Annotated in this window: 16 protein-coding genes; 13 read left to right on the top strand and 3 right to left on the bottom strand. The window is 52.7% G+C overall.

Translation table 11 applies throughout. The features are described from left to right. Positions 1-138: 138 nt before the first annotated feature. From NNL21_RS15900 to NNL21_RS15890, 3 genes are all read right to left on the bottom strand, one after another. Positions 139-417, bottom strand: coding sequence for a YxcD family protein (locus NNL21_RS15900; protein WP_204818245.1), 279 nt, complete (start codon positions 415-417; stop codon positions 139-141). A gap of 2 nt (positions 418-419) precedes the next feature. Next, positions 420-848, bottom strand: a complete 429-nt coding sequence (locus NNL21_RS15895; protein WP_204818244.1) for an SHOCT domain-containing protein — start codon at positions 846-848, stop codon at positions 420-422. Between the two features lie 170 nt (positions 849-1,018). Then, the gene (locus tag NNL21_RS15890) at positions 1,019-1,339 is read right to left on the bottom strand and encodes an iron-sulfur cluster biosynthesis family protein (RefSeq protein WP_256555274.1); all 321 of its coding nucleotides are present in this window, start codon (positions 1,337-1,339) and stop codon (positions 1,019-1,021) included. A 112-nt stretch (positions 1,340-1,451) separates the two neighbouring features. Here NNL21_RS15890 and NNL21_RS15885 point away from each other — a divergent pair, with 112 nt between their 5' ends. The 13 genes from NNL21_RS15885 to NNL21_RS15825 all read left to right on the top strand — a co-directional run bounded on the left by NNL21_RS15885 (position 1,452) and on the right by NNL21_RS15825 (position 18,166). Then, positions 1,452-2,966, top strand: coding sequence for a carboxypeptidase M32 (locus tag NNL21_RS15885; protein ID WP_204818243.1), 1,515 nt, complete (start codon positions 1,452-1,454; stop codon positions 2,964-2,966). A 203-nt stretch (positions 2,967-3,169) separates the two neighbouring features. After that, positions 3,170-3,874: a methyltransferase domain-containing protein gene (locus NNL21_RS15880; RefSeq protein WP_204818242.1), complete on the top strand. Its 705-nt coding sequence runs from the start codon at positions 3,170-3,172 to the stop codon at positions 3,872-3,874. Beyond that, positions 3,807-5,000 carry an NAD(P)/FAD-dependent oxidoreductase gene (locus tag NNL21_RS15875; RefSeq protein ID WP_256555302.1) on the top strand — a complete coding sequence of 398 codons (1,194 nt, stop codon included), beginning with the start codon at positions 3,807-3,809 and terminating at the stop codon, positions 4,998-5,000. Before NNL21_RS15880 ends, NNL21_RS15875 begins: the two co-directional genes overlap by 68 nt. 67 nt (positions 5,001-5,067) lie before the next feature. Beyond that, complete coding sequence (locus NNL21_RS15870) at positions 5,068-5,541, top strand: SRPBCC family protein (protein ID WP_204818240.1); 474 nt, start codon at positions 5,068-5,070, stop codon at positions 5,539-5,541. Continuing rightward, on the top strand, positions 5,534-6,766 hold the full coding sequence (locus NNL21_RS15865) for a beta-ketoacyl-[acyl-carrier-protein] synthase family protein (RefSeq protein WP_204818239.1): 1,233 nt from the start codon (positions 5,534-5,536) through the stop codon (positions 6,764-6,766). Before NNL21_RS15870 ends, NNL21_RS15865 begins: the two co-directional genes overlap by 8 nt. Positions 6,767-6,893: 127 nt before the next feature. After that, positions 6,894-7,895, top strand: a complete 1,002-nt coding sequence (locus tag NNL21_RS15860) for an ABC transporter substrate-binding protein (RefSeq protein ID WP_204818238.1) — start codon at positions 6,894-6,896, stop codon at positions 7,893-7,895. A gap of 29 nt (positions 7,896-7,924) precedes the next feature. After that, positions 7,925-8,728 carry an ABC transporter ATP-binding protein gene (locus NNL21_RS15855; RefSeq protein ID WP_204818237.1) on the top strand — a complete coding sequence of 268 codons (804 nt, stop codon included), beginning with the start codon at positions 7,925-7,927 and terminating at the stop codon, positions 8,726-8,728. 118 nt (positions 8,729-8,846) lie between these two features. Then, positions 8,847-9,644 (top strand): ABC transporter permease, encoded by a 798-nt coding sequence (locus tag NNL21_RS15850; RefSeq protein WP_204818535.1) that lies wholly within the window; start codon positions 8,847-8,849, stop codon positions 9,642-9,644. A gap of 55 nt (positions 9,645-9,699) precedes the next feature. Beyond that, the gene (locus NNL21_RS15845; RefSeq protein ID WP_204818236.1) at positions 9,700-10,692 is read left to right on the top strand and encodes an aromatic acid exporter family protein; all 993 of its coding nucleotides are present in this window, start codon (positions 9,700-9,702) and stop codon (positions 10,690-10,692) included. 179 nt (positions 10,693-10,871) lie between these two features. Then, positions 10,872-12,005: an FtsW/RodA/SpoVE family cell cycle protein gene (locus NNL21_RS15840; protein WP_204818235.1), complete on the top strand. Its 1,134-nt coding sequence runs from the start codon at positions 10,872-10,874 to the stop codon at positions 12,003-12,005. Between the two features lie 429 nt (positions 12,006-12,434). Beyond that, positions 12,435-15,656 (top strand): right-handed parallel beta-helix repeat-containing protein, encoded by a 3,222-nt coding sequence (locus tag NNL21_RS36255; protein WP_204818234.1) that lies wholly within the window; start codon positions 12,435-12,437, stop codon positions 15,654-15,656. A 320-nt stretch (positions 15,657-15,976) separates the two neighbouring features. After that, entirely contained in the window at positions 15,977-16,534 is a 558-nt protein-coding gene (locus NNL21_RS15830) for an outer spore coat protein CotE (protein WP_204818233.1), read from the top strand. Positions 16,535-16,720: 186 nt separating this feature from the next. Continuing rightward, on the top strand, positions 16,721-18,166 hold the full coding sequence (locus NNL21_RS15825; protein WP_204818232.1) for a putative amidoligase domain-containing protein: 1,446 nt from the start codon (positions 16,721-16,723) through the stop codon (positions 18,164-18,166). Positions 18,167-18,843: the final 677 nt, after the last annotated feature.

Here is an 18,843-nt window from a genome sequence, read left to right as displayed (position 1 = left end):
ACTTAGACGCGAGAGGGAGGGAGAGGTTTCGCTATAATCGGCAAATACCGCAATTTACCATGTTTCAAGGGATAAACGGCGGCAAATGAAAAAAGCGAGTCCGGAGTGATCTCCGGACTCGCTGGCAATATGGGATGATTAATCTTCGATATCTGCCCAGAAATCCTCGTCTGCATCGAGCGTGATTTGGGAGCGGAATACTCGGCGATTGTACTCTTTATAGACATATTGCTCAATGGCTTCAAGCAGATTGGCTTCCACCAGATATTGGCTTCTGCCCTGGACCCAAACCTCGGCGGTAAAGCCGTATTCTTCTTCCCAGGCCAGCTGCACTTCTACATCGGATGGCGAGACGCCTCTGCGCTCAGCCATATGAAGGCATACCGCATTGATAATCTCGTCGGTGTGTATACGCATCTTTAGTAGCGACCCCGGTCATTCGGCGTTTGCGGCTTGCGGCGATTTTTGAAGTACATGAAAATGCCTCGTATCGCAACGATCAGTATGAAAATAGCAAACAAGTTGACGAGCAGGCCTAGGAAGTCACCCATAAAGCCCATACCTGCGAACATGCTGCCGAACATCAAGCCGGCTAATCCGCCGATCATCATGCCCTTCATGAAGCCGCCACCGCTGGTGAATCCACGCTTCTGCGTCGTGCCTGCAGTTGCACCTGGTGATTTGGTACCCGGATTGCTTGCGTTCACATTATCCGTCGACTTGCTCGGTGTCTGGGTGAAGCTTTTCTTCGGCGATTTAATTCCGCCTCTTGGTTTGGCATCGACCGTTCCCGCGGTTACCGCGAAGAAGAGGGCGAAAGCCATGACTAACATCAACCCTTTTTTCATCTGTGGTTCTCCTCCTGTAATAGATACAAGTAAATTGACATTACCTTTCTGTACAATTACGTTTAATATAATCAAAGGTTTCATATTTCATTCTTCAAAAATAGAATTATTTCTATAGAAGATTTCGGATGGATCAACTAGAGATAGATTCGTTTCCTGATCGGCTGTGACTAGGTCAGCAAACGCATATGTACCGTATAAATTTGATTGTCGCTTTTCAAGCTGAACGTATGGCGTGTCCGGTCGAAATCGATCTTCAAGCGGGGCTCGAAAAAAACTTCATAGCGCGGTTCATACCATACTCCGTACGGATCGCCGGCTCCTTGTCTGTCGTCTTGATCGGGCGCCTGGATGAGCTGAAGCGCGGGAACGCCGCTGACGACGCAGCCGCAGCCCTCCGTATCGTAGAGCAGCTTCAAGCTTCGTTCCCCGTCCTTTAAGTAGCCAGAAAGCTGTTCAACCGCAGCTGGCGTGAATGTAAAATGCATCATAATCTCTCCTTTACCTGCTCGCTGTAAACCAATAAAGTTGATTATACGTTTATCAAAATGTAGTATCAAGTAGAAGGTATCATACCCTACACGTGAAAGGCGGAGTTGAAAAGTGACGACAAGAACGGAAGAGGTTCTGCAATCGTTCCGGGAACGAATCGGACAGATCAAGAGCTATGAGGAAGCGCTCGGCGTTCTCTACTGGGATATGCGCACAGGTGCTCCCCGCAAGGGATTGGAAGCCCGTTCAGAGGTGGTAGGCGCATTATCCGTGCAATTGTTCAAGCTGCAGACGGCTCCGGAGCTGGGGGAATGGCTATCCGCGCTGGAGGCTTCCGGCAGTTCGGAGCAGCTCGGTGAAATCGACCGGAGATTGATCCGGCACACACGCAAGGAATACGATCGTGCGGTCAAAATTCCCGAGAAGCTGCACCAGGAATATGTCGTCTTGACGACGCAGGCCGAGACGCTCTGGGAGGACGCCAAGGAGAACAGCGATTATGCATCCTTCCAGCCTTATCTGGAAAAAATCATTACATATCAGAATCAGTTCATAGACCTGTGGGGGCCTGGGGCTACCCGCTACGATACGCTGCTCGATGCATATGAGCCGGGAATGACGACAGCTGAGCTGGATCGGATCTTCGGCGGCTTGCGGGAAAAGCTGGTTCCACTTGCTGCTGCGATCGCAGCTTCGCCGTATCAGCCGGAGCAAAGCTTCTTGAAGCAGACTTATGCCAAGGAAGCGCAGAAGAAATTCAGCTTGTTCATCTTGGAGCAGATGGGCTTTGACTTTGCGGCAGGCCGTCTGGATGAGAGCGCACATCCATTCGCCACAGGATTAAATCCAGGAGACGTTCGGATCACGACACGTTACCTGGAAGATGATGTGATGAGTGCGTTGTTCGGAACGATCCATGAAGGCGGCCATGCGCTCTATGAACAGAATATTATGAAGGAGCTCATCGGAACGACGCTCTGCACGGGTACTTCCATGGGCATTCATGAGTCGCAATCCCGTTTCTGGGAGAATGTCATCGGCCGCAGCAGACCGTTCTGGAACCGGTATTACGGCGACCTGCAGCAGATGTTTCCGGGTCAGCTGAATGTGTCGGTCGATGATTTCTACCGGGCTACGAATGTCGTTCAGCCTTCCCTCATTCGCATCGAAGCGGATGAATTAACTTACAACCTTCATATCATCATCCGTTACGAGATGGAGAAGCTTATCTTCAATGAAGGGGCGAAGGCAGCCGATCTTCCAGGTCTTTGGAATGAGAAATACAAAGAATATCTGGGCGTTACACCTGAGAATGACGGAGTAGGCGTGCTTCAGGACGTCCATTGGTCAGGAGGCGCATTCGGCTACTTCCCGTCCTACTCGCTTGGTAACATGTATGCTGCACAAATGACGGCTCAGATGGAGAAAGAGCTGCCCAACATGTGGGAGCTGGTTGAGAAGGGAAATCTTCTTCCGCTCAAGGAGTGGTTGACGGACAAGGTGTATAAGTATGGCATGCTTCGTACGCCATCGGAGATCATTACCGATATAACGGGCAACCCGCTGGAGCCCGAGCATCTCGTGACGTACCTGGAACGTAAATACAAAGACATCTATAAGCTGTAATCCAACGTTATCCTCCATCAGACGACTTTGAGGCGATCCTGCCTTGAGGTCGTTTTTTTATGGGATGGCCGTCATAGGGTGGAGGGAGCTTTGCGATAAATGAAAATAATGTAAACGAATTTGGATAAAAAATCAGGAAAAATATAACGATAAAGGAAAGCGCTTCTGCGTAAATGTATTTGTACGCGAGAAGGAGGACAAGCATGAATCGATTGATGAAGAAGGAACTGCTCGACGGTATTGAAGGCGCCGACGGCATCGATAGCGCGGAATTGGAGACCAGCTTAAGAGAAGTATGGCAGGTCAACCGCTATCTAGGCGGTAATCCGGCATTGTTCGTCCATCTGAAAAGAATGATCTTGGAGATAAGGCAGGATCGTCCGATTCGTATTCTGGATGTCGCGACAGGCCTTGCGGACATTCCGCTGGCGCTGGTGAGGTGGGCGGAGCGCCGCAAGCTGCAGATTACGGTGACCGGCATCGATATCCATCCCCGAATCGCGCAGCTGGCCGCGGATCGCACGAAGGCAGCGGGTGTGATTCGAATCGATACGGGAGATGGGCGGCAGCTGCCTTATGAAGACGGGAGCTTCGATATCGTGTTCAGCAACCTCGCCTTGCATCATATGGATGAGGACGGTGCGGTCCGCATGCTTCAGGAGATGAGGAGGGTGGCGCGGATCGGTTGGGTCGTGACTGATCTGCAGCGCCACCCAGCGGCATATGGTGCTGCGAAGCTGCTGGCCAGATTCGTCTGGCGCAGTCCGGTAACCAGGCATGACGGTCCGCTGTCCGTGCTTCGTTCGTTTACCGTAAAGGAGGCAGACGACCTGCTTGTTCGTGCGGGGCTTCATGCTGAAGTGCGCAAACATTTTCCATTCCGATTGGCGCTCGTTGGACGTGCTTGATGCGGATGTAGCCGTCGTCGGTTCTGGTCCGGCGGGAAGCCTGCTAGCCCTATTGCTGTCTAAGCTTGGGGTGAACGTGGTCATGCTCGAGGCTTCCGCGCATCCGCGCCGCAAACCATGCGGAGAAGCGCTCAATCCGGGAGCGCTGCAGGTTCTTGGGCGGATGGGACTCTTTATCGAGGAGGGGATAAACCGCCGTTCTGAACCGATCCGGGGATGGCGTCTGCACTACGGGAAGATGATGCTCGAAGCTGCGTATCCGAATCGCGCGGCAGGAATCGCATGTCCGAGGGCGCTGCTGGATGACTGGCTAGTTCATGAAGCCGTGAAGGCGGGCGCCCGAATCGAAGAGCGTGTCCGCGTGAAGGGTCTTCTGTATGAAGGCGGCAGGGCGAGCGGCGTTCATGGACGTACGGCATCGGGCACACCTTTCGCGGTATCCTCCCGTTTCGTCGTGGGGGCTGACGGTTTAGGCTCCATCGTAGCCAGAGAAGCCGGATTGCACCGATTCGGCAAGCTGCGGAAAGCAGCCTTCACGGTTCATGTATCGGGTGTTGAACGATTAGAACCTCTTATTGAGCTTCATCTGCAAGCCGGTCTGGTAGTCGGGCTGGCGCCGGTCGGGGGAGGACTAGCCAATATGACCCTCGGAACGACCGGCAAGAAGGCGGGGCGAGCATCAGGCCGCAAGACCGAGTTTTTCCGTGAAGCGATCCAGCAGCTGCCAAGATTAGCTAGTCGAATGGAGAGCTTGCGCTTCGAGGACGATATGATCGCCTGCGGTCCGTTCGACCGTCCGAATGCGCCTGCCGCCGGGAGCGGTGTACTGCTCGTCGGCGATGCAGCAGGCTACTTCGACCCGCTAACGGGTCAGGGAATCTACCGCGCTTTTCGAACGGCTGAACTGGCGGCGCCGATTCTATTGGAAGCTCTCGGCAAGAACTCGGTTATTCCATTCGATCAGTATGATCGGCTTGTGAGGCAGGAATTCGCAGGAGGCACGAGACTGCAGCGTTTGATTGAGTACGGTACGGCACATCCGCTTCTTTTCAAGAGCGCGCTTCGCTGTTTGTCTATGAATCAAGGGCTGCGCTCGAGATTGGCGGCGGTCATTGGCGATTGTTGATCCGATTCGTGCACTGCAGACAGACAGCTCGATGAAGACCCTAAGGAAGAAAGGAGTCCATATAGAGTTGCATACCTACAATGAAATTATCATGAATTGCCCACCGGTAACCGCCTTTCAATTAGCCCGTCAGGTCGATCGATGGCCGCAGCATCTGGAGCATTATCGAAAGGTCCAGTTTGCAGAGGGGAACAGCAGCGATGGCGGCTTAGTGGAGATGGCCGCTTATCGCAGGTTTGACAAGGTGAGCTGGCCGGTCTGGTGGGTGAGTGAGATGGAAACGGACGAGCAAGCACTGCGGATCCGCTATCGGCATGTGAAAGGCATAACACGGGGCATGGAGGTCGAATGGAGGATCGAGTCTGCTCCTTCAGGTACTTCAAAGGTAGGAATCGTGCATGAGTGGGCGCAGCCGCAAGTAGGGCAGCTTGTCGCAGCGAGAGTGATCGGTCCGGTATTCGTTCATTACATCGCGGATCAGACCTTGAAGGGGCTTAAAGAAGCGGCGGAACGCCATAAGGAGGCAGCGGCATATGGGTGATCGAAGAGCGGTCGTGACGGGCATCGGCTGTGTAACGCCGATTGGAACCGGTGTTAGGGCGATGTGGGACGGTGTCAAGAAGAGCGAGAGCGCAGTGAGGAGCATCGACCGGTTCACCGCGGACGGGCTGCGCAGCAGGATTGCCGCCCAAGTGACGGATTTCGACCCGCTCCAATATATGGACAAGAAGCGGGCCCATCGGATGGACCGCTACTCGCAGCTGTCCGTGGCGGCTGGCTCCATGGCCTTGGAGCATGCGGGTATCCGGCCGGAGGATGCGGAGCAGGAGCGCGTTGGCATCTTTATGGGAAGTGCGCTCGGGGGCATCGCTTATGCTGAAGAACAATGCGGGCATTATTATACGGGCGGATACCGTTCGGTTTCGCCCACCTTAGGCTTCTCGGTTTTTGGCGGGGCGGCCTCCTGCAACATGGCGATGGCCTTCGGCTTTAACGGACCGAACGAGACGAATTCCATGTCCTGCGCTTCGGGGGCGGTTGCGCTTGGGCGGGCGCTGCAGTCGATCCGACGCGGAGAGGCCGACTTTATACTGGCAGGCGGGGCGGAAGCGCCGCTCTCGCCGCTCTCCTTCGGCGCATTCGATATGCTCCGAGCGATGTCGACCCGCAACGAAGCGCCCGCACGGGCGAGCCGCCCATTCGACCGTAATCGCGACGGCTTCGTTATGGGGGAAGGCGCTGCCGTACTCGTCATCGAGGATGAAGCGCATGCGAAGGCCCGAGGAGCAACCATTCTTGCGGAGCTCAGCGGCTTCAGTGTCAGTAATGATGCGCATCATATGAGCGCACCTCTGCCCTGCGGCTCCCAGGCTTCGAGAGCGCTGCGGCAAGCGCTCGCCGATGCGGATATGTCGCCGGACGAGGTGGGATACATTAACGCCCACGGTTCCTCAACGCTTCTAAACGACGTGACAGAGTCCCTTGTCATCCGGAGCGTGTTCGGAAACCGTCCCGTCGCCGTGAGCGGCACGAAAGGGCTGTACGGTCATCCGCTTGGCGCCTCAGGGGCTATTGAGGCGGCGATTACCTGCATGTCGCTGCATGACGCTTGGCTTCCGCCAACAACGAACTTGGAAGAGCCGGATCCGGAGGCTCAGCTGGATCTTATCGCGGGTCAAGGGCGCTCTGTCCAAGCGGACGCGGCGTTATCCAATTCCTATGGATTCGGCGGTATTAATGCAACACTCGTTTTTCGCCGGGGCTAATGCTGTGGCAGAAAAGTTTGAATATACCTGACATCGAGGACGTTCTTCCGCTTTTGGAATGAACGTCCTTTCTATTTGCAGCATAGGGTATAGTATTCCTATCAAGTTGAAAGTAGAGGTTATGATCATGAGGAGGAAACAATGGTTGGCGGCTGCTTTGGCAGCTGTAATGCTAACTGTCTTGGCGGCAGGCTGCGGAGGCGGGGGAAATAAGGAAGCCGTTAAAGTGCGTATAGGCGAGGTGACGCGTTCTCTCTTCTATGCTCCTCAGTATGTGGCCATCGCCAAAGAGATGTTCAAGAAGGAAGGCCTGGATGTGGAATTGACCACGACCGCCGGCGGAGACAAGACCATGACGGCTTTGCTGTCAGGCGGGATCGATGTAGCGCTGGTCGGATCGGAGACGTCGATCTATGTCTATCAGCAGGGCTCGGATGATCCTGTCATCAATTTCGCGCAGCTGACCCAAACCGACGGCACGTTCCTCGTATCGCGGGAGCAGGTTGGCGACTTTAACTGGACCAGCCTGAAGGGGAAGACTTTCCTCGGACAGCGTGTAGGAGGAATGCCGCAGATGGCGGGAGAATTTACACTCAAGAAGTACGGCATCGATCCGCATAAAGATTTGACCCTCATTCAGAACGTCGATTTCGCCAACATCCCGGCCGCCTTTGCCTCGGGCACCGGTGAATATGTCCAGCTATTCGAGCCGCAGGCGTCCATTATGGAGAAGGAAGGCAAGGGGTATGTCGTCGCATCGTTCGGAACCGAGAGCGGAAGTCTGCCTTACACGGTATTTATGACGAAGGAAAGTTACCTCAGCAAAAATAAAGACACGGTCCAAAAATTCACGAACGCGGTTTACGCAGCGCAGCAGTGGGTTCAAGAACATAGTGCGGATGAAATCGCCGATGTCGTGCTTCCATTCTTCCAGGATGCAGAACGCGATATTGTCGTCAAGGTTATCGACCGCTATAAGCAGCAGGGTTCCTATGCGACCGATCCAATCGTCGATGAAGCGGAGTGGAATAACCTGCAGGATGTCATGGCTTCGGCCGGGGAACTGAAGACAAGAGCCGAGCATGGGAAGCTGGTTAATAACACCTTTGCGGAGGAAGCCTCGAAATAACATTTGATCTTCTGGAGGGAGGAGCGCCGATGAAACCGCTATTGGAGCTGCGCGGCGTGATACATGTTTATGTGGGCGATCAAGGAGCCAATCTGGCGGTTGAAGGGCTCGATCTGTCCATTAGCCGCGGTCAATTTATCAGTCTGGTCGGACCTAGCGGCTGCGGGAAAACGACGGTGCTCAGTCTTCTTGCGGGCTTGCTCTTGCCCGCGAAGGGCGAAGTGCTGATTGACGGCGAAACCATCAGGCGTCCGTCTGCGAAGATTGGCTACATGCTGCAGCAGGACTATCTGTTTCCTTGGCGCAGCATCTTAGACAACGCGACAATCGGGCTGGAGCTTAGCGGCAGGAAAACAGCGGAAGGTATCGCATATGTTCGGTCTTTGCTCCATGAACTGGGGCTGGGCGAAGCTGAGAGCCGGATGCCATATGAGCTGTCTGGCGGCATGCGGCAGCGGGTTGCGCTTGCCCGTACACTTGCGACGGAGCCGGAGGTGCTGCTGCTCGATGAGCCGTTCTCCTCGTTGGATTTGCAAATCAAGCTCCAACTGGAAGACCTTGTGTGGAAGACGCTGCGAAGTCTTGGGAAGACCGCCGTATTAGTTACGCATGATCTCGCAGAAGCGGCGGCCATGAGCGACACCGTCATCGTCCTAGCTCGAAATCCGGGACGGATCCTGACGAGGTTTGACATGCCGGAGGAGATGAGAGCGGCGCTCCCAACCGAAGCCAGGAGGCATCCTTCGTTTCAGCATATGTACGATCTAATATGGGAGAAGCTGGAGTCAGGTCATGGGAAGGGAGAAGGGGCGGATGAAATCGACAAAGCATAGTGACGGATACGACGACCAAGGGATATCGCGGGAAGGTGATGACGCGGATCATTCCGTTCATGCCTCCCCTTCTTCGAAATCGGATCAAGCCCGGTTATTCACCTCTAACGAGGATTGGATGTCTGCGCTCTATCGCAGACATCTAGCCCGTTCACGGAAAACGGCATGGGCCGTTCGATCAACCCAAGGCTTGCTCCTGATTCTCTTCTTTGGCTTATGGGAGGCAGCCGGACGCAATCGCTGGATTGATGTGCTGTTGTTCAGCTACCCCAGCAAGCTGCTCGATCAGCTGTGGCGCACGCTGCTGGACGGATCGCTGCTCCCTCATACCGGCGTAACGGTGATGGAGACGGCTGTGGGGTTCGTGCTCGGCACGCTGCTCGGTACGGCTATCGCGGCGCTGCTCTGGTGGTTTCCCTTCGTGTCGCGCGTATCGGATCCGTATCTCGTCGTGTTGAACAGTATGCCGAAGGTTGCTTTAGGGCCGCTGTTTATCGTCGGCTTCGGGCCGGGGCTTATGGCGATAGTAGCCACGACCCTGTCCGTCACGGTCATCATAACGACGCTGTCGATCTATAATCGTTTTCGCGAGGTCGATGCGGGATATGTGAAGGTTGTCCGGCTGTTCGGCGGAACACGCTGGCAGACGTTCCGGCACGTGATTTTGCCGGATTCTTTCGCGACCATCGTCGCCACGTTGAAGGTTAACGTCGGACTTGCTTGGGTCGGCGTCATCGTCGGCGAATTTTTAACTTCGAAATCGGGTCTGGGTTATCTGATTATATACGGCTTCCAAGTGTTCAACTTTACGATTGTGCTGTCGAGCCTGCTCGTAATCGCGGTCGTCGCCACCGTTATGTACCAGATTGTCGCGGCTCTGGAGCACCGGTTGACGCGCAGACGCCGGGAACGGTAGGATAAAGGAAAAAGCCGGATGGTCCGCAATCGGACCGTGGAAAGGTAACCTGCCGATGGGAATACGTGTCATCAAGACAGCGCTCGCCGCACTTGCCGCGCTCTATACCGCTACTTATATGGGCCTCGAGACGCCGTTATCGGCGGGGCTGCTTGCTATTCTTGGTGTCGAAGTTACGCGGATGAAAGGCCTTAAGAGTGCCTTCGTCCGGTTTGTGGCTTCGGTGCTGGGACTTTTTTTTGCTTCCATTATATTCGCTTTACTAGGGTTTCACCTCTGGACGGTATCCTTATTTATTCTCATCGCATTTCCGCTGCTATCCCGCGTCCATTTAAAGGATGGCATTGTTACCAGCGCGGTCATCGTCTTCCATATCTATGCGAAGGGCGAGGTTACCGGGGCATTAATTAGCAATGAAATTATGCTGCTATTGATCGGTCTTGGCTGGGCAACGGTGATCAATCTGCTCTATATGCCGAAGGAAGACAAGCGGTTGAATGAGCTGCGGCATCTAACCGAGCAGAAGTTTGGCGAGATGTTCGAGCACATGGGGACAACGCTTCGTAATCCGTCTCATATCTGGAACGGTGAGGAGCTGCTTGAGGCTGGTGATGCTATTGAAGAAGGGCTGCGCCGCGCCGAGCTGAAGATGGACAACCGTCTTTGGGGTCAGGATATGAATACGGTCCGGTATTGGCAGACATATTTCGAGATGCGCCGTCAGCAGATGGATTCCATTCAACTGATGCTCGTGCAGCTATCGTTCGTCTACGAGAAGCTTCCGCATGGGGAGCTGGTTGCTGTCTTGTTCGAGCATTTGGCCCATGATGTGAAATCCGATGTCTATGAAGGGAACGTGGAACGGAGCTTGACGGATCTTGAGGCCCGTTTTCGCGTCATGGATCTTCCTGTAAGCCGGGAGGAATTCGAGGTTCGGGCGGCTCTCCTGCACGTTATGCAAGAGCTGGAGCGGTGCCTTGCCATCGCTAAGCGTTGGAAGAAGCATAAGAGAGGCATGAAGCAAGAGATTCGCAATCAGATTGTATAATCTGCCAAACTTTTTCTGCCATGAATTCGTTACTATATGAACATACCACTGTTGACCGTCATATCTGCCGAGGACAGCGCAGCTAATAAGCGGCCGGGACAAAAGAGCTCTCTCCCCGAGGGGGCTTTTTGCGTTATGCGATTATTTGGTGGTAGAGAATATAGAGTAGAGAGGTAGTCATGTTTAGCATTCGAAAATTTAAGCAGATCGATACCGTCATGTTATTTATTGTCGCTTGTTTGATTGGGATTGGCACCGTTGCGATTTATAGTGCTACCGAGGGTACCAAGTATGAGGGGCTTCATAGCAACAACATCATGCTGGCAGGCGCGCTTATCGTTCCGCTTTTACTAATCAGTGTTGTGGATTACCGGATCATCGTGAATAAATTTGCTTATGTTCTTTATGGAATAGGGATTCTTACGCTTGCGCTGGTTCTATTCAATGGAACGGACATTAATGGTGCCGAACGCTGGCTCTCCATCGGAAGCGTGCAAATTCAGCCATCCGAGATTGCCAAGATTACGACGATTATAATGGTCGCCCACATGCTGCACAAGCGTAACGGCAAGAAGCTGCGCTTACTGAAGGACATTGTTCCGATCTGTCTTGTTTTTCTGCTGCCAGTCTTATTCATTCTGAAACAGCCCGATCTAGGAACGTCTATTGTGTTTGTCGGTATGATGATCGGCATGATTTGGATGGGCAATATTCGCGCTTCCCAGATGATCGTTGCCATCATAATCGGCGTTGTGGTCGTCGGGACGGTCATTTGGATGTTCTATGCCAAGAACGAAACCTTATCCAAGGTTGTTAAGCCCCATCAGATGGCTAGAATTCAAACGTTTCTCGACCCTGCCAGCGACCCGGATAAGGCCTGGCATGTGGTCAATTCTAAGAATGCCATAGGCAGCGGCGCCATGCAGGGCGAAGGCTTTAAGAATGGCTTCTACATTCGGAACGGTTTTATTCCATATGCCTATTCGGACTCCATCTATGTCGTCATCGGAGAAGAGTTCGGCTTCTTGGGTTCCGCGGTGCTGCTGCTGCTCTATTTTGGCCTCATCTATCGAATGGTCCTGATTGCAGTCGAGAGCAAGCATTTATCGGGTTCGTATATTATTGTAGGCGTCATATGTATGCTCGTGCTTCAAACATTCGAGAATATCGGCATGCATATCGGACTGCTTCCGCTAACGGGGATTGCGCTGCCGTTTATCAGTTACGGCGGAAGCTCGCTGCTGACGAATATAATTGCGATCGGGCTTGTTCTCAGTGTGAAAATTCATCGAAACGAGTATGTGAGTGGATAAAACGCTTGCCTGCCTATACGCGCAAATAACAAATCAGCGGTTGTTGCTACAGCTCGCTCGTATAATGAAGCGCCCGCATCTCTTGAGCGGGCGCTTTTCACGTGCGTTCCAGAGGGGAGTTAACGTTGAAGCAGGCGGCGTACGTGCACGGAACCTTTTTTGAGCAATTATTGGCTGCTTAAAGCGTTTGACTATTTGCCTCGTAAACCCGAACCTAGTAGACAAACATACAATCGAAGAGAGCCCTTTATGCATATGAAGTAGAGTACACTGCCGATGACTAACAACTCTGATTCTAAGCCGGGGCATGAGGTATAGCTTGTATGCGCTTCCGACGTGAGCGGCGTCGGGCATAAATCGAAGCAGCCGTCCGGCAGACGGACGTTTCGCTGTATGCGGAATCATTATAATAGAAAGGAGTGGTAATCAATGGGAACGACGGAAACCAGAGTATATTTGGGCCCAACCTTACAGCAAGAGAATCTGTCCAAGTACACGATATTTATGGAAGGGATTCCGGCTAATCTACAAGAGTTATATAACGGATCGACCGACATTCAATTGCTGATCGTTGCGCTCTCCGATATGACATTGACAGAAATCGCGATCAAGACGTCCGGGACGACTCATAATGCTGCTTATCGAAGACTTCTGCATCTAGCTTCCAGCGGTACGATAGGCGATGGGGGCAGCGTCGAACCTGGAATCCCTGGTCCGCAGGGTCCGCAAGGTCCGCAAGGCGAGAAAGGGGCTACAGGCGAACAAGGGATACAGGGCGCTGCTGGTCCGCAAGGACTACAAGGTCCAAAAGGAGACAAAGGGGATAAAGGAGACCAAGGAGCAGCCGGTGCGACAGGCGCGGCCGGAGCGGCAGGTTCTGCAGGAATGACGGGTGCTGCAGGATCCAAAGGAGCGACAGGCATGACAGGAGCAACAGGAGCAACAGGAGCAACAGGAGCAGCAGGAGCAACAGGAGCAACAGGTACAACAGGTACAACAGGAGCAACAGGAGCAACAGGTCCCGCAGGTGCTGCTGGGGGGATTGGAGCTGCCGGTCCGCAAGGAATTCCAGGCCCTCAAGGAATCCCTGGGCCAAAAGGTGATCCAGGCACTCCTGGCAGCATAGGAGCGACTGGCGAGAAGGGCGACAAAGGGGACAAAGGAGATCCAGGGTCTGGCGGCACTGTTCTCATCAGCGAGAATATGGATGTACAGATCACGAATCTTACCGACGGCGATGCATTGATTAGTGAAAGCGGCATATGGAAGAATAAGCCGATTATTACTTCAGCTTCAAGTGCTTATGTGGTTGAGCTGCCGCGCTGGGGAATAACGGCTGGAATGCCGTCACCTCCTTATATCACTGCGGATTACACAAGGGCGATGGCCAACGTCACCGGATTGCAAAATGCTTTGAACTGGGCACGCTCGGCAGGCTACAGCGAAGTGGTAATGCCTTTAGATGTATATCCGATTTGTTACCCCACCGAGATCACGATCCCGAGCTACATGACATTCAACGCTAATGGCGCGACTTTCGACGTGATCTACGATTCGGATAGAAAGTCGCCGTACGATACGCGGACGACGACGGACTATTATAACTTTGGCGGCATTAGCTTCTCATTCCGCAACTGCAAGCATGCTCATATCGTGAACTTGAAGCTCATCGGCTGCCGCTTGAAAAGAAGCTTTGCCAACCCGAATGAACGTGCGTTCGAGCAATCCTACGGTGTGAAGTTTAATAAGGGTGCTCAATTCTGTTCCCTCCGCAATTCGGATATTGGGCATTACATGGGTGATGGCGTTATACTTATTAACTCGACCGAAAACTCTTATGTAGAATTTGCACAAGGACTCACGCTGCAGAACCTGGATTACACGACAGGATTGCCCATCGCTTCGACGAATACGTTGATCTCGAAACATCTTACGCTCCCAGCGGTTGTGCCGGACAACACGATCATGGTCACGGGCTCAGGGTACACACGTCAGCTGAACACGAATTCGAAAGAGATGGATATTTTCTTTTATACCTCTGCCGATCAATACATTGGCGCAGCGCGAAACAAGCGCATCTATACGCCAATCTCTGTTCCCATCAACGCCCAGAAGTACCGCATCAAATATTACGATGAGACAGACGTGAATAAAGTGTTTGACATCTGTATCAATTTTGGTGCTCCTACCAATCATTGCTCCGTCGAATACAACGATATCCATGACTCGCATCGCGGCGGAATACAGGGCGGCGGTTCGTATATGGTCATCGCCAATAACGTAATACGAGATAATGGGAAGTCCAATTATACGTTCCTTGATGGACGGCCGGGATTTAATGATCCAACAGCGTATGGAATTAATCAAGAAGATTCGTATGGGGACCGCTGTATTATCCGAGATAACCTTATCTATGGAAGCAACCAAGGGATCCTCGTTGGATGCTACTCCATTGAAATTACAGGCAATCATGTCTATAACGTTCCGGTGATGGGAATCAATTTGTACACGATGTTCAATGCTCGCGTGCAAGGTAATTTCTTATATAAATGCGGGATGGCACTGGGGATCATGACTTCGCACTTTAAAAATGCCACCGCTGTAATATCAGACAATGTAGTGGTTGGAGGGACGAACGGGTTCACGGCTACCTCGCCTGACGGATATTCCGTAATCCTGGAAAACAATACGTTTATTGATGTGAGCAATATTAATATTCCGGATAATGAGAACTACCTCTTCATGCGGAACCAAATCCGTTACACGAGCTATTACTCAGCAGCAATGCCGACACTCACATTTAATAGGGTCAAGGATTGCATCTTCTGGTCCGATAACACTGCCCAGTTCCAGCTCAACTTCAAAGTTTATGAGATCAGGGATTGTGTATTTACCAATTTCAACGCAAGGCTCTCCGGCCGTAATGGAGTTACAAGGAGCGAGGATGTGTTGGTTGCTTCCTGCGTCTTCAAAAATTGTCAGCTGGTGAACTATACGGTTAACGCGATTAAAGGACACACGGTGACGATACAAGAGTCTCTTCTTACCGATACCAAAGTCATAACCTTGAACACCAATCAACCTCTTGAAACGGCTGTAGTTCGTGTTGTTGATTGCGATATCGTTGCAAGCACCATCGACCATTTGTTGAGATGCGAATCCAACACCGTTAATAATATCACGATTCTGGAACGCAGCAGATTAACCATCAACAACGCAACATTCCTGCGCCTAGCCTTCAGTGCGGTTACCGTGAACGCCAATCTATGGTCCATCATCATCCGTAACTGCTTAATTAAATACACGGGGAGCTCGCCATTAGTACTGGGGTACTACAATTCCAAGAATCCAATTTTGAAATTTGTGTTTGCCGACAATACGCTAACGAATATCACGCTGCCTGCGCCAGATGCAGACAAGTTTGTTGGATATGACGATTCGTATAAATTCAAACGGTCTGCAGCCCTTCTAGCGGATGGAGCTGGCTTCTCAGCTACGATTACGCACAACCTCAACACCATGGAGCCGTTTGTCTTGGTTACCTCAGGTACAGCAGTCCTCCAGGCTGCTGTCGATATCGTGAATGCAAATACGGTCAAGATCAAGTATTCCACCGCGGCGACGGCTAACGTTACGGTTGTGAAACTATGACCATTCAATAAAGAGATGCAGTTCTCCATATAATTTCAAATTAGAAGCACCTTCGTTTGATTGTTCTTCGCGAAGGTGCTTCTAATGAATGCTGAGTGTCATACGTATGAAGGATGACACTCTTTATTTTGTGTAAAAAGACGATATTCACGCCGTTAACACTCGCTTTCATAGCACTCTAAATCGGTCGTCCTTGCGAGTAAACCCAGTAAAATCAACGTGTCCGCAACAATATATTTTTGTTCATCTTAGATTAATCAACAAATGCCTATGTCCTGCATACACTTTAATTGAATGATTGTATGGAGGAGGTTAAATCGATGACTATTGCAGATAAACAGCTTCAACGTAGAGAGATTATAACGAAAGCTGTCTGCGGCAAAGGTCGTAAGTTTTCCACAGTAACCCACACCGTTACGCCGCCTCATCATCCCACGAGCATCTTGGGCGCATGGATCATAAACCACCAATACGAGGCGGTGCGTTCGGGCGACGGGATCGAAGTAATCGGTACTTACGATATCAACATTTGGTATTCTTACAACAAAAACTCGCAAACCGACGTAGCAAAAGAAACGCTCTCTTACGTCGAGCATGTGCCGCTTTCTTACATCGATCCGAAGCACCGGTCTTCGACGGAAGAAGTGGCGGCCGAGTCAACGCAAGAGCCGAACTGCATCGAAGCGAATATTTCTTCGAGCGGAACGAGCGTCGTTATCCGGGTAGAGCGCGAGTTCGCGGTGGAAATGATTGCCGAAACGAAGGTGTGTGTCGCCGTATTTCCTGGCGGTATCGATGATCTGGACGGTAAGGACATCGACTACGGCGACGGTGATTTTGAAGATTTGGATCCGGATCTTCTCGACGACGAGCTGTAATTTTAAGGGCTACAGTCAGCGTACAGTATCGTATGCGGAAGCAGCACGGAATTCGAGGGCGGGAGCCCTCTTTTTTTTCGAAAAAATATTGCATACGCCCTTGCAGGCATACAAGGCCAGGGACCGGTCTTTTCATTGCCGATGAATCCTTGACCGCAGTAAGAACCATAGGCGGGCGATTCCTTAATGGCGGTGAAGACAATGAGCGTTACAGTCTGGTTATGGGGAGCTGTCAGAGAGGTCGCGGCGAATCATCCAATCGCTTGGGTGGATGGCGAGCCGGAATCAGGCGATGCTGTTGTTGTATGGGGAGCCGAGCCTCTGCCTGAGGGATGGCGTGATCATGGGCAGCCGTGGGTGCTTAACAGCGGGGCGTCCAGTTTCGCCAAGCTGGATGGAGCGGCGCTCAAGTATCGTCTGGAGCGTGCTGGAGCTGCTGTGGCAGAGAAAGAATCCGGAGCAGCTGCACGCCGCTCGAACCCTATAGCAGCCCGAGGCTGGAGCAACCGTAGGCGTCTGATCGTGAACTTATTTCAGCTTGAACCGGTAAGCATCGAGCTGGTACCGGCCACTGCTATAGGGGGGAGTGGGTACGGCGCTGCCCGGTTGCTGCCTTCCGATGTGCCGCTGTATCGCCGGGCGAGCAAGCTCTCTGTCAGGGCTTTGTATGCGGCGGGCCTGGATTGCGGCATCGTTGAAGCTGTGGTCCAAGATGACGGCAGCTGCTCCGTAACTTCGATTCGTCTGCCAGAAGATGGAGCGCTGAGAGCGGGAACGGTATGGCATACGGCACTGCGCAGGTTTACCGATGAGTGGCGAAAGCCAGGGGGGGTCGCTGCGAATGAAAGTGAATCTGGCATATTGCTTGGTGCAGACCCGGAGTTTCTGCTTGTGGCAGACAACGGAAAGGTCGTATCGGCATCGCGCTACCTGGAAGGCGGACATGGAAGCGGGTGTGACGCGGTAGTCATCGGCGGACGCGTGAGGTACCCGATTGCGGAACTGCGTCCTGCCCCGGCAGCTTCGCCTGACAGGCTTACCTCTCATATACGCCAGCTTCTCTTATTAACCTCGTCGCGAGTCACCGATCCATCGCTTCGCTGGCTGGCCGGGGGAATGCCGGTGCGGGGATTTGCGCTAGGTGGGCATATCCATCTGAGCGGCGTCCGCCTTACGAGCCGCCTTCTTCGCCAGCTCGACAGCTATGTTGCATTCCCGCTTTCTATGGTGGAGTCGGATGAGGACCGCAAGCGGAGGCCTCGTTATGGCGCACTTGGGGATTTCCGCAAGCAGCCGCATGGGGGCTTCGAGTACCGGACGCTGCCTAGCTGGCTTGTGTCGCCGATGGCCACGAAGGCTGCGCTTGCCTTGACCCTTCTCTGTGCTCTGGAAGGCGAGGCACTCACATACCTTCCCACGGATGAAGAACGGTTTGTAGAGGCGTATTATGCGGGCGACCTGACGCGTCTTCGTGCGTGCATCGACCCTCTTGCTTCCGTCATGGCTGGGACAGCTTCTTGGCGGAAGTTAAGTATATGGATTGAGCCGTTCCTGAACGCGATTCAACGCGGCGAACAGTGGGATGAACGGGCAGACATCCGCATCAAGTGGCGAATTCCCCCGTATGCGTAGAGTCGACATTGTACCTTTCAAGTCCTATGCGTTGCGGGGGAGTCGGAGGTTGGAGAAGCGCGCTTTTCGTCCAAGCACCGAATACATTTTGCGCTCCTGAGTCTGCATCCAGCTGTAACGCCTAAAAACGGCGTAACAGAGCGTGAATTTCCCGAAACGTCAGCTGTAAGACCGAAAATGTCTCTTACAGCGCCGGAATCGGAGATGCTGCATCTGAACGAGCATCTGTAACGCCTAAAAACGGCGTAACAGAGCGTGAATTTCCCGAAACGTCAGCTGTAAGACCGAAAATGTCTCTTACAGCGCCGGAATCGGAGATGCTGCATCTGAACGAGCATCTGTAACGCCTAAAAACGGCGTAACAGAGCGTGAATTTCCCGAAACGTCAGCTGTAAGACCGAAAATGTCTCTTACAGCGCCGGAATCGGAGATGCTGCATCTGAACGAGCATCTGTAACGCCTAAAAACGGCGTAACAGAGCGTGAATTTCCCGAAACGTCAGCTGTAAGACCGAAAATGTCTCTTACAGCGCCGGAAGCGGAGATGCTGCGTCCAAACGAACATCTGTAACGCCTAAAAACGGCGTAACAGAGCGTGAATTACCCGAAACGTCAGCTGTAAGACCGAAAATGTCTCTTACAGCGCTCGAATCGGAAATTCATGTTCTTCCCGTGCCC

Origin of the sequence: Paenibacillus mendelii (assembly GCF_024498075.1) — a bacterium.
Lineage (GTDB): Bacteria > Bacillota > Bacilli > Paenibacillales > Paenibacillaceae > Paenibacillus_Z > Paenibacillus_Z mendelii.
This window is presented reverse-complemented; position numbering and strand designations above follow the sequence as displayed.